Raw genomic sequence first — 12,026 nt, 5'->3', positions numbered from 1 at the left:
CGCCTCAGGCCGCCACACTGGCGGTAAACAGGTAACCGGCGCCGTGAATGGTAATGATCAACTGCGGCTCGGCCGGGTCGTCATGCAACTTGCGCCGCAAGCGCCCCACCAGCACGTCGATCGAGCGGTCGTTGGGCACCCACTCGCGGTTGCGGATCTGGTCCATCAACTGGTCGCGGCTCAGGGTGTGGCCACTGTTGCGCAGGAACACGCTGAGCAACTGGTATTCGCCGTGGGTCAGCAGGGTCTCGTTGCCGGCGTCATCGATCAGGCGCCGGCGATCGGTATCCAGGGCCCAGGCAGCGAATTGCTTGACCGGCTTGGCCGCGGCGGCGAGTGGCTGGGGGGCTTGGGCATGACGCACCCGGCGAATCAGGTTTTTCGCCCGGGACACCAGTTCCCGGGGGTTCAGCGGCTTGATCACATAGTCATCGGCGCCGCACTCCAGGCCGACGATACGGTCGATTTCGTCGTTGCGGCCGGTGATCAGGATGATCCCCACTTCCGAGCGCACCCGCAGTTCGCGGGTCAGGGTCAGGCCGTCCTTGCCTGGCAGGCGGATGTCGAGCATCACCAGGTCGACCGCTTGGCTGGCGAGGAAGGTATCCGCGGCCTCCGCCGTTTCGGCGCAGTGGACCGCGTACCCTTCCTGGGACAGGTAGGCGTGCAGCAGTTCGCGAATCAGCGGATCGTCGTCGACGATCAGTACCCGAGGAGTCATCGCTTGAAGTCCTGCGTGTGCCCGAAGGCGTGTTTCTTATTAGAGTGGTTTTGCGTTTCAGCGGCTGATCCTAGCCTCTGCTGAACGATCGATCAACAGCTGCTGGTCGGCACGCAGAAACGCTGGCGCCCGCCGGCCTGGAGCCCATCGACCCAGGCTTCACAGATCTGCATGCCCTGCTCCGGGCTGAAGGTCCCGGGGTTGAGTCCGGACTCCAGCCACAGGCCATCGAGCAAGGCGCTCAGGCCAATGGCCGCGAGGTCGGCGTCGAAGTGTTCCCAGCCCTCCTCCTGGGCCAGTTCGGCCAGCACCTTGCGCAAGATGCCGCGGTATTCGCCGTAAGAGTGTTCGTGAGCCAGGTTGATCGCCTCGGCGGTTTTTACCGCGCCCCAGAACGCCAGCCAGGCATCGATCAGTTGCGGGTCCAGCAGTTCGGCGGAAAACGAGCCACGAAAGAACGCCGACAATCGCTCCCGCGCAGTCGGCGCGGCCTGCTCCATGGCCTCGCGCAGCAAAGTCATGACCCGCCCGGTGATCGCCATGTAGGCTTCGGCCACCAGTTCGTCCTTGCCCGAATAGTGGTGGCTGATCAGCCCCACCGAGACCCCGGCCTCAGCGCAGATCTTGCGAATCGATGCGCCCTGGAAGCCATGGCGCTTGAGGCACACCAGGGTCGCCTCGATCAGATTGGCCTTGCGCAGCTCCGGCTCCATGCGTGAAAAACGGGCTTCCTGACTCATGGGCGACTCTCTCCTTGGATCGATCATTGGGGCCCTGCACCGCCCCTGCGTTGAACGACTGTACAGCAAGAGTGCGCCCAGTCTCCAGCCTCAACCGCGTTCAGTCACGATAGCCTGGGGCAATGCGTTCGAGCAGGCGCAACATCGCCGCCCAGGCCAGTTGCATGGCATCCGGATCGCTCAACTGGCCCTCTTCCAGGGGCCGGCCGGGGTCGTTGAACTGGCGCTCGGTGTGCGCGCAGACCTCGTGGGGCGGCAGCAGCAATTCGCCACAGGCCTGGGCCGCCAGTTGGATCTCGCAGGCCTTTTCCAGGTAATACATGCGCAAGAACGCCTGGCCCACGGTGGCGCCCACGGTCAACAGGCCATGGTTGCGCAACATCAACACCGGCTTGTCCGCCAGGTCGTGCACCAGGCGCTGCTGCTCGCTGAGGTCCAGCGCCACGCCTTCGTAGTCGTGGTAGGCAACCCGGCCGTAGAACTCCATGGAAATCTGATTGACCGGCAACAGCCCGCACTTCAAGGCCGCCACCGCACAACCGGCGCGGGTGTGGGTGTGCAGCACGCACTGGGCGTCGTCACGGGCGCCGTGGATCGCACTGTGGATGACAAAACCCGCCGGGTTGACCGGGTATTGCGATGGCTCTACGGCATGTCCGTGAAGGTCGATTTTCACCAGGTTGGAGGCGCTGATTTCATCGAACATCAAGCCGTAGGGGTTGATCAGGAAGTGGTGCTCCGGCCCAGGCAGGCGCACCGAGATATGGGTGAAGATCAGATCGGTCATGCGAAAGTGCGCGATCAAGCGATAGCACGCCGCCAACTCTTCACGCAGGCGCTGCTCGGTGGCGCTGCGCGCGGTGGGCGTATCAGGGTGGCTGACAAATTGCTTCATTGGCGAGGTTCTCCAGGCAGATGGCTGGGCAGACAGTAAGGCTGGACGGGGCAAGCGTCCAGCCGCGCGGCTTATTTGCTGGCCCAGGCGTTGAAACGCTCTTCCAGTTCTTCGCCGTGATCGACCCAGAAGCCGACGTCCATCGACAGCGCACCCTTGAGGTTCTGCGGCGCGGTCGGCACCCAGCGCGCGAGCGACTGATCCAGGCGTGCCGCGGCCTCGGTATTGGTCGGACCGTAGGGAATCTGCTGCACGTACTTGACCTGGGCATCGGGCTGATTGGTGAAGGCGATAAACCGCTTGGCCTGATCGACATGCCGGGAGCCCTTGATGATCGCCCAGTAGTCCATGCCGTACAGGCTGCCCGGCCAGACCAGGCCCAGGTGACTGCCGCCCTGGGCGGCGGCGGCAATCCGCCCGCTGTAGGTCGAGGTCATGACCACGTCGCCGGCGGCCAGCCATTGCGCCGGTTGTGCGCCGGCTTCCCACCACTGGATATGGGGCTTGAGTTCGGTCAGCTTGGCGAAGGCGCGGTTGACCCCTTCAGGAGTGCCCAGGACCTGGTAGACGTCCTCGACCTTGACCCCGTCGGCCAGCAAGGCGAACTCCAGGTTGTACACCGCGCGCTTGCGCAGGCCGCGCTTGCCAGGGATTTTCTCCACGTTCCAGAAATCCGCCCATGAGGCCGGGGCCTGGGCCAGCTTGTCGGTGTCATAGGCAATCGCCACGCTCCACACCAACGCGGCGGAACCGCACTCCTGCGCGGCCTCGGGAATCAACCGTGCGGCATGCCCCAGTTGCGTCCAGTCCAGGCGCTCGTACATGCCCTCTTCGCAGCCGCGCATCAGGTCCGGGCCTTCGATCTGCACCACGTCCCAATCGACGTTGCCGGTGTCGACCATCACCTTGATCCGGGCCATTTCGCCGTTGTATTCGCTCTGGATCAATTTGCTCTGGTCCAGCGCGCTGAAGGGCTGGAAAAACGCCACGTCCTGGGCTTTCTGTCCGGCGCCGCCGTATCCGACCACCACCATGTCCGGCGCCGCCTGAACGCTGCCCATGGCCATGGCCAGGGACAACAGCAAGGGATAACGAGCGAGCTTGAGTCTATTGGCTTTCATCTAGCAGTCCTCGTGCAGGTGCCACCCGGAGCAGGACCGGCGTGACCCATTTTTATTGTTGTGAGGTTCGCCCCAGGAGCGGGCGCCAAATGAAAGTACTGCAAGCCTTAGTAAAAAAACAAGTTGATTTTTTACTGCCGGTAAATTTCTATAGGGCAATAATAACAACGCCGAAGCACGGCCTTTCGGCTTCAGCCTGCCTGGAGTAAGCGCACCATGCCGACCTCGTCCCCCGCCTTTGCCCATCTGTTCGAGCCCTTGCAGATCCGCGGCAAACGCCTGAAAAACCGCATCATGTCCAGCGGGCACGACACCTCGATGCCGACCGACAACCTGGTCAACGCGCAACTGATCGCCTATCACCGGGCACGCGCCGAAGGCGGTGTCGGGCTGATCGTGCTGCAGGTGGCCGGGGTCCACGACAGTGCGCGCTACACCTCCCATGTGCTGATGGCCACGGACGACGCCTGCATCGAGGGTTACCGTGAGCTGGCGCGGACATGCCACGAGCATGGCACCCTGGTGCTGTCGCAGATTTTCCACCCGGGGCGGGAAATCATGGAGTCCAGCGACGGTCTGCTGGCCGTGGCCTACTCCGCCTCTGCAGTGCCTAACGAGCGCTTCCGGGTGATGCCACGGGCGCTGGACCAGGCGATGATCGATGAGATCGTCGCCGGTTATGCGGCGGCCGCTCGCCGCCTGCATCAGGCTGGAATCGACGGGGTCGAGGTGGTCGCCAGCCATGGTTACCTGCCCGCGCAGTTCATCAACCCCCGGGTCAACCGACGCACCGATCACTACAACGGAGACCTCGAACAACGCCTGCGCTTCCTGCGGGAAGTGATCGCGGCGGTGCGCGCCAGCACCGACGAACAGTTCATCATTGGCCTGCGGATTTCCGCGGGCGAGCGTGACCCCGAAGGCTTGAGCGAAGATGAGTCCCTGGCCAGCGTGCAAGCGCTGCAAGCCCAGCTGGACTACGTGCACATCGTCGCCGGCACCTCGGCCTCGCTGGGTGGCGCGGTGCACATTGTGCCGCCGATGGCCATCGAAGCGGCGTACCTGGCCAAAGAAGCCGGGACCTTCAAGGCTGGCCTGAAGATTCCACTGTTCGTCACTGGCCGGATCAACCAGCCCCAGGAGGCCGAACTGATCCTGGCCCGGGGCCAAGCCGATGTCTGCGGCATGACCCGGGCGCTGATCTGCGACCCGCAAATGCCCAACAAGACCGACGCCGGGCGTGCCGAAGACGTGCGCGCGTGCATCGCCTGCAACCAGGCGTGCATCGGGCACTTCCACAAGGGATTGCCGATTTCCTGCATCCAGCACCCGGAAACCGGGCGCGAACTGATCTACAGCCAACGCGCGCCAGCGACTCGGCGCAAGCGCATCATGATCGCCGGCGGTGGCCCGGCCGGAATGAAGGCCGCAGCGGTGGCCGCCCAGCGCGGGCACGAGGTGACCCTGTACGAAGCCAGCTCGCAACTCGGCGGCCAGGTGTTGTTGGCCCAACTGCTGCCGCGCCGCGCCGAGTTCGGCGGAGCCAGCACCAACCTGCAGCGCGAGATGCAGTTGGCCGGGGTGCGCGTAGTGCGCAACACCCGGGTCGACCGGGCACTGGTGGAGCGCGAACAGCCGGACCTGGTGATCGTTGCGACCGGGGCCGAACCTTACTGGCCAAACTTCGAGCGTGGCGGTGAATTGCAGGTGGTCGACGCCTGGCAGGTGCTCAAGGACGAGGTGCCGATCGGCCGTTCAGTGGTAGTGGTGGACTGGCGCTGCGACTGGATCGGCCCAGGTATCGCCGAGCGCCTGGTGCGGGCTGGGCATCAGGTCCAGTTGGCGGTCAATGGCACTCATTGCGGGGAAAACCTGCCGCTGTACGTGCGTGACCAACTGGCCGGCGAACTGCATAAGCTCGGCATCCCGATCACTCCGTATGCCCGGCTCTATGGCTGCGACGACAACACGGTGTACCTGCAACACACCGCCAGTGGCGAGCCAATGCTGCTGGAGAACATCGACACCCTGGTGTTGTGCCAAGGCCACCAACCGGTGGATACCCTCGGTGCCGAACTGCAAGGGCTGGTGGAGTTTCGCCGGATCGGCGACTGCCTGGCACCGCGCACCGCCGAAGAAGCCATCTACGAAGGCCTGAAAGTCGCCTGGGAGCTTTAAGCCTGTTTATACTCCGGGACTTTAGGTTTTGGCTTGGGCGCAAATCCCCGCTTTTAAAGGTGGGACCGCGCTCAAGCCCCTCCCGGTCTGGAATTCGCCATGAGCAACAGCAACACGCCTGCGCCCGACATCGGCAGCGCTGCGCCGCATTTCCTCGGCACGCGGATTCGCGGCCTGCGCAAACGCCGGGGCATGACCCTGGCGCAGCTGGCGCAGTTGAGTGAGTTGACCGCCGGTTACATCAGCCAACTGGAACGCAACCTCGCCTACCCGTCGATCCCGGCGCTGTTCAACATCGCCCGTAGCCTGGGCGTGACCATCCAGTGGTTCTTCGCCAGCGAAGTGCCCACTGCCCCCGAAGACCAGGGCGTGGTGGTGCGCAAGAACAGCCGCCTGAGCGTGCACTACGAAGACGGCATCGTCGACCACCTGCTCACCCCCCAACCCAACCGCCAACTGGAAATGCTCCACTCGCGCTTCCCACCCGGCACGTACAGCCAGCAAAGCTACAGCCACGACGGCGAAGAAGCTGGCTACCTGCTGTGCGGCAGCTTCGAGCTGTGGGTCGGCGATCGGCATTTCCAGCTCAGCGAAGGCGACAGCTTCAGCTTCTCCAGCCAGGAACCACACCGCTACGGCAACCCTGGCGAAGTGGATGCGGTGGTGATCTGGGTGATTACTCCGCCGACGTTTTAACGCCGCACGCGCCCACTGGTTGCTGTAGCCCCCGCACGCTTGAGGGTGTCGCTCGGCAGTTCCTTGAACAGTGCCCGGTAGCTGCTGGAAAAACGTCCCAGGTGCCAGAATGACCAGTGCATCGCCACTTCGGCCACGGTGGTCTGGCCGGGGTGGCTGCCGAGCAGTTCGCGGCGGGCGCTGTTGAGGCGGCGCAAGCGCAGCCATTGGGTCGGGGCCATGCCGGTGTAGGTCTTGAAGGCGTGTTGCAACTGGCGCAGGGAAACCCCGGCGACCTGGGACAACTGCAGCAGGTTGAGCTGTTCTTCCGGGGTATCGGCTGCCCACTCGCCCACCCGTTTCATGAGCACCCGCTCCCCTGCCCGGCGCTGCAATGCGCCCTGGTCGAGGCAGACGCAGGCGTTGTCGAGGATGAACAGGCAGTCGTCCAGCAGTTGCTGGGTCAGGGCGTCCCGGCTCGGTGGGTCGATGGTCTGGGACAGCCGGGTCAGGGTGCCGCTGAGCCAGCGGCTGAACAGCGCGTTCTGCTGAGAGTTGAGCGGCGCCATGAACAGGCCTTCCAGGCGTTCGATGCTAACGCCATGGCGCTGCAGGAACTGCGGGCCGAAGACTACGGCCACTTCCTGGTAGTTCTCCGGAGTGATCCAGATGTTGCGGCTTTCGCCGTTGAGCACGTAGAGCGCGTTGTCGCTGCGATCGAAACAGAACGCCAAGGCCCCCGGTGGCGCGCTGAAATTCTGCTCGACCCGGGTGTTCATGCATTCCTCGTAAATCTCTACCCCCTGCAAGTCCAGATAACGCACCAGGCCGGCGAAGTGCCCGGGTGACATCTGCTGGTAGTGCTGCACCCACCCAGGGGTCGCGCGTATCTGGTCGGCGACGTCTGCGGTGTTGAAAGCCTGCACATGCAAGGGATTTGGCGCTGTCATGGGGAGATCCGCGCGCACTCTTTTGGTGCGCTTGATGGCTGCTGAAAGTGGATAGATGGAACCGTAACGCTGGCCCAAGATAGTCGTCAACGCGCTACAGGGGAAGTCTCTGTGCACAGCAAGCCTGACTCTGGCGCGGATAAAACCAATAACGAGGTCTTTATGAACGCCCCTTTCGATCAGCTCTCCACCTGGCTGAAAGATCACAAGATTACCGAAGTCGAATGCGTGGTCACTGACCTGACCGGTATCGCTCGCGGCAAGATAGCGCCCACCAACAAGTTCCTGCATGAGCGAGGCATGCGCCTGCCGGAAAGTGTGCTGTTGCAAACGGTAACCGGGGACTTTGTCGACGACGACATCTACTACGACCTGCTCGACCCGGCCGACATCGACATGGTGTGCAAGCCGGTGTCCGACGCGGTGTACGTGATTCCATGGGCCATCGAGCCCACTGCGATCGTGATCCACGACACCTTCGACAAATTCGGCAACCCGATCGAACTGTCGCCGCGCAACGTGCTCAAGAAAGTCCTGCAGCTGTACACCGACAAAGGCTGGAAGCCGATCGTGGCCCCGGAAATGGAATTCTACCTGACCCAACGCTGCGAAGACCCAGACTTGCCACTCAAGGCGCCACTGGGCCGTTCGGGCCGTGCCGAAAGCGGTCGGCAGTCGTTTTCCATCGATGCCGCCAACGAATTTGATCCACTGTTCGAAGATGTCTACGACTGGTGCGAAGCCCAGGGCCTGGACCTCGACACGCTGATCCATGAAGACGGCCCGGCGCAGATGGAAATCAACTTCCGGCATGGCGACGCACTCGACCTGGCCGACCAGATCACCGTGTTCAAGCGCACCCTGCGCGAAGCGGCGCTCAAGCACAACGTCACCGCCACCTTCATGGCCAAGCCGATCGGCGATGAGCCAGGCAGCGCCATGCACCTGCACCAGAGCGTGGTCGAGATCGCCACCGGCAAGCCAATCTTCGCCAATGAAGACGGCAGCATGAGCGAACTGTTCCTGCACCATATCGGCGGCTTGCAGAAGTACATTCCCAAGCTGTTGCCGATGTTCGCCCCCAACGTCAACTCGTTCCGGCGCTTCCTGCCGGACACCTCGGCGCCAGTGAACGTCGAATGGGGCGTGGAAAACCGCACCGTCGGCCTGCGGGTGCCGACCTCGAGCCCGGACGCGATGCGCGTGGAAAACCGCTTGCCCGGCGCCGATGCCAACCCCTACCTGGCGATCGCGGCCAGCCTGTTGTGCGGTTACCTGGGCATGGTCGAACGAGTCGAACCGAGCGCCGGCGTCGAGGGCCGGGCCTACGAACGACGCAACCTGCGCCTGCCGATCACCATCGAAGACGCCCTGGCGCACATGGAGAACTGCCCGACCATTGAAAGCTACCTGGGCAGCAAGTTCGTGCGCGGCTACGTCGCGGTGAAACGCGCCGAACATGAAAACTTCAAGCGCGTGATCAGCTCCTGGGAGCGCGAGTTCCTGCTGCTGAGCGTCTGATACCGGGACTGTGGGAGCGGGCCGGGCGGCGCTCCGCTTGCTCGCGGTGGGGAGCTGATCCTCGAGCTGATGTCGACTGATCTGACGTCATCGCGAGCAAGCTCGCTCCTACATTGGGTCCTGTACATCGAAAACAATTATTCCAAGAGGTGTCGAATGCGTCTTATGAAATCCGTGGTTCCCGTTGCCCTGGCGCTGTTGTGCAGTGCCGTTGCCCATGCGCAGCCCAGCGTCAGCGTGTACAACTGGACCGACTACATCGGCGAAACCACCCTCGCCGACTTCACCGCCAAGACCTCGGTCAAGGTCATCTATGACGTGTTCGACTCCAATGAAACCCTGGAAGGCAAGCTGCTCGCCGGGCGTACCGGCTACGACGTAGTGGTGCCGTCCAACCACTTCCTGGCGCGCCAGGTTAAAGCCGGGGCCTTCCTCAAGCTCGATCGCGAGCAATTGCCGAACTGGAAGAACCTCGACCCGAAACTCTTGACCCTGCTGGAAAAGAACGACCCCGGCAACGCGCACTCGGTGCCGTACCTGTGGGGCACCAACGGCATCGGTTACAACGTCGACAAGATCAAGCAGGTACTGGGAGTTGACCATATCGACTCGTGGGCAGTGATGTTCGAACCCGAGAACCTGAAAAAGCTCAGCCAGTGCGGCGTGTCGATGATGGATTCGGCCGATGAAGTGTACCCGGCCATCCTCAACTACATGGGCATGGACCCGCGCAGCGAAAAAGTCGAAGACTACAAAAAGGCCGAAGCCAAGCTGCTGACCATTCGGCCCTACATCACCTACTTCCACTCCTCCAAGTACGTCTCGGACCTGGCCAACGGTGATATCTGCATCGCTTTCGGCTACTCCGGCGACGTGTTCCAGGCCGCCAACCGGGCCAAGGAAGCGAAGAACGGGGTGAACATCGCCTACGCCATCCCCAAGGAAGGCAGCAACCTGTGGTTCGACCTGCTCGCGGTACCCGCCGATGCCGGCAACCCCAAGCAAGCCTACGAGTTCATCAACTACCTGCTGGACCCCGAGGTCATTGCCAAGGTCAGCGCCACCGTCGGCTACGCTAACCCGAACCCGGCCGCCAAGCCGTTCATGGATGCCGAGCTGGTAAACAACCCTGAGGTCTACCCGCCCCAGGCGGTGCTCGACAAACTCTACATTTCCACCACCCCGACGCCAGAAATCATGCGCCTGATGACTCGCTCGTGGAGCAAAGTGAAGTCCAACAAATGAACCAGGCCACTCAATTCAACCCAGACACCGAGCACGCCCGCTCCTACTACGCGGCCAGCGCCAAGGGCATGCGCCAACGCCCGGCGCTGGGCGCGGACCTGGAGGCCGACGTCTGTGTGATCGGCGGCGGTTTTACCGGGGTCAATACCGCCATCGAACTGGCCCAGCGCGGGCTCTCGGTGATCCTGCTGGAGGCTCGGCGGATCGGCTGGGGCGCCAGCGGGCGCAACGGCGGACAACTGATCCGCGGCGTCGGCCATGACGTCTCGGGATTTGCCCGCTACGTCGGCGAGGACGGCGTGCGTTACCTGGAGCGCGCGGGGATCGAGTCGGTGCAAGTGGTGGCCGAGCGTATCCGCCAGCACGGCATCGACTGTGATCTGCGCTGGGGCTTTTGCGAACTGGCCAACACCGCGGCGCAGTTTGCCGCGTTCAAGGCTGAGCAACAGAGCCTCCAGGCCCAGGGTTATGCCCACGAGACCCGGCTCGTGGCGGCGCAGGACATCGACCAGGTGGTCAATTCCAAGGTCTACGCCGGGGGGCTGGTGGACATGGGGTCGGGGCATCTGCACCCGCTGAACCTGGTCCTCGGCGAGGCACAGGTGGCTGAATCCCTGGGGGTGCGGATCTTCGAACACAGCCCGGTGCTGGAGATCGTTCACGGCAGTACGGTCAAAGTCCGCTGTGCCAGCGGCTCGGTACGCGCCGGCACACTGGTGCTGGCCTGCAACGCTCACCTAGAGGAGCTGGAGCCCAAGCTCAGCGGCAAGGTCCTGCCCGCCGGCAGCTACATCATCGCCACCGAACCGCTGTCGCAGCAGGCGGCGGATCAGTTGATCCCGCAGAACCTGGCGCTGTGTGACCAGAAAGTCGGCCTGGACTATTACCGGTTATCGGCCGACCGGCGCTTGTTGTTTGGCGGTGCCTGCCATTATTCCGGGCGGGACCCGGCGGACATCAGCGCCTACATGCGCCCACAGATGCTCAAGGTGTTCCCGCAGTTGGCCGATGTGCGCATCGACTATCAATGGGGTGGGCGCATCGGGATTTCCGCCAACCGTTTTCCGCAGATCGGCCGTCTATCGGCGCACCCGAACGTATATTACGCCCAGGGCTACTCCGGCCACGGCTTGAACGTCACCCACTGGTGCGCACACCTGCTGGGCGAAGCGATCCATGCCGGACACAGCCAGGGCTTCGACGTGTTCAGCGCAGTGCCGCACCTGACCTTCCCCGGTGGCCGCGCATTGCGCACCCCGCTGCTGGCATTGGGCATGGCGTGGTATCGGTTGAAAGAGATGGTCGGGTGATGGGCTGGGCAAATGGACGCGCTGTCTTGCCACCTTGATGTAGGAGCGAGCGCCCGCTTGCGGCTTGCTCGCGAAAAACCCGAGAGCACCGCGTTGAATCAGCAAACACGCGTCATCGTTGACGTCCATCGCGAGCAGGCTCGCTCCTACAGTGTGGTTTGTTTGAGGACCCTACCCCATGCCCGGCATCGAACTGCTGCGCGCTCAGCGCGATGAGCTGGACTGCATCGAGAACCTGATGCAGTTCTACCTCTATGACTTCAGTGAATGGCTGCCGCTGACCTTCGCCGAGCGCGGCTTGTTCAATGTGCAACTGCCGCCCGACTATTGGCGCAAGCCCGCCACCCAGCCCTTCCTGATCCGGGTGGATGGCGCATTGGCCGGTTTTGTCACGGTGGACGATACGGCACACCTGGCCGGGGTGACGTTCAATATCAGCTATCTATTCGTCAGCCGTCGATACCGTGGCCAGGGCGTTGGCCGCCATGTGGTAGACGCCCTGCTGCAGCAGTTTCCCGGCTGCTGGCAGGTTTTCCACCTGGACGCCAACCTGGCGGCCAAGGCGTTCTGGGCCAAGGTCATCCCGGCGCTGGGTGCAAGCGAACTGAGCCAACACCGGTTGCCGGTGGACGGTTACCCCTGCACCTTGTTCAAGTTCCGCATCCCCTGA

General features: G+C 63.2%; 11 protein-coding genes. 6 read left to right on the top strand and 5 right to left on the bottom strand.

Going from position 1 to position 12,026, the window contains the following annotated elements; translation table 11 throughout:
• Nucleotides 1–4 precede the first annotated feature (4 nt).
• The 4 genes from ACIOVD_RS19785 to ACIOVD_RS19770 form a co-directional block, all read right to left on the bottom strand.
• On the bottom strand, nucleotides 5–721 hold the full coding sequence (locus tag ACIOVD_RS19785) for a response regulator (protein WP_095170257.1): 717 nt from the start codon (nucleotides 719–721) through the stop codon (nucleotides 5–7).
• 92 nt (nucleotides 722–813) lie between these two features.
• Nucleotides 814–1,461 (bottom strand): TetR family transcriptional regulator C-terminal domain-containing protein, encoded by a 648-nt coding sequence (locus tag ACIOVD_RS19780; RefSeq protein ID WP_401129747.1) that lies wholly within the window; start codon nucleotides 1,459–1,461, stop codon nucleotides 814–816.
• Between the two features lie 100 nt (nucleotides 1,462–1,561).
• Nucleotides 1,562–2,356 (bottom strand): class II aldolase/adducin family protein, encoded by a 795-nt coding sequence (locus tag ACIOVD_RS19775; protein WP_401129745.1) that lies wholly within the window; start codon nucleotides 2,354–2,356, stop codon nucleotides 1,562–1,564.
• Between the two features lie 71 nt (nucleotides 2,357–2,427).
• The gene (locus tag ACIOVD_RS19770) at nucleotides 2,428–3,423 is read right to left on the bottom strand and encodes an ABC transporter substrate-binding protein (RefSeq protein WP_401129840.1); all 996 of its coding nucleotides are present in this window, start codon (nucleotides 3,421–3,423) and stop codon (nucleotides 2,428–2,430) included.
• A gap of 270 nt (nucleotides 3,424–3,693) precedes the next feature.
• Here ACIOVD_RS19770 and ACIOVD_RS19765 point away from each other — a divergent pair, with 270 nt between their 5' ends.
• Entirely contained in the window at nucleotides 3,694–5,655 is a 1,962-nt protein-coding gene (locus ACIOVD_RS19765; protein WP_401129743.1) for an FAD-dependent oxidoreductase, read from the top strand.
• A gap of 99 nt (nucleotides 5,656–5,754) precedes the next feature.
• Nucleotides 5,755–6,351: a cupin domain-containing protein gene (locus tag ACIOVD_RS19760; RefSeq protein WP_095170252.1), complete on the top strand. Its 597-nt coding sequence runs from the start codon at nucleotides 5,755–5,757 to the stop codon at nucleotides 6,349–6,351.
• Here the strand turns inward: ACIOVD_RS19760 and ACIOVD_RS19755 are convergent.
• Nucleotides 6,348–7,280, bottom strand: coding sequence for a helix-turn-helix domain-containing protein (locus tag ACIOVD_RS19755; protein WP_401129741.1), 933 nt, complete (start codon nucleotides 7,278–7,280; stop codon nucleotides 6,348–6,350). The genes ACIOVD_RS19760 and ACIOVD_RS19755 overlap by 4 nt on opposite strands.
• A gap of 162 nt (nucleotides 7,281–7,442) precedes the next feature.
• Between ACIOVD_RS19755 and ACIOVD_RS19750 the strand changes: the two genes are divergently transcribed.
• The 4 genes from ACIOVD_RS19750 (at nucleotide 7,443) to ACIOVD_RS19735 (ending at nucleotide 12,026) form a co-directional block, all read left to right on the top strand.
• Nucleotides 7,443–8,801, top strand: coding sequence for a glutamine synthetase family protein (locus ACIOVD_RS19750; protein ID WP_159995893.1), 1,359 nt, complete (start codon nucleotides 7,443–7,445; stop codon nucleotides 8,799–8,801).
• A gap of 156 nt (nucleotides 8,802–8,957) precedes the next feature.
• Nucleotides 8,958–10,046 carry a polyamine ABC transporter substrate-binding protein gene (locus ACIOVD_RS19745; RefSeq protein ID WP_159995891.1) on the top strand — a complete coding sequence of 363 codons (1,089 nt, stop codon included), beginning with the start codon at nucleotides 8,958–8,960 and terminating at the stop codon, nucleotides 10,044–10,046.
• Nucleotides 10,043–11,356, top strand: a complete 1,314-nt coding sequence (locus tag ACIOVD_RS19740) for an NAD(P)/FAD-dependent oxidoreductase (RefSeq protein WP_401129738.1) — start codon at nucleotides 10,043–10,045, stop codon at nucleotides 11,354–11,356. Before ACIOVD_RS19745 ends, ACIOVD_RS19740 begins: the two co-directional genes overlap by 4 nt.
• A gap of 178 nt (nucleotides 11,357–11,534) precedes the next feature.
• Complete coding sequence (locus ACIOVD_RS19735) at nucleotides 11,535–12,026, top strand: GNAT family N-acetyltransferase (protein ID WP_401129736.1); 492 nt, start codon at nucleotides 11,535–11,537, stop codon at nucleotides 12,024–12,026.

The organism is Pseudomonas sp. NPDC087626, from assembly GCF_044743405.1.
Lineage (GTDB): Bacteria > Pseudomonadota > Gammaproteobacteria > Pseudomonadales > Pseudomonadaceae > Aquipseudomonas.
This window is presented reverse-complemented; position numbering and strand designations above follow the sequence as displayed.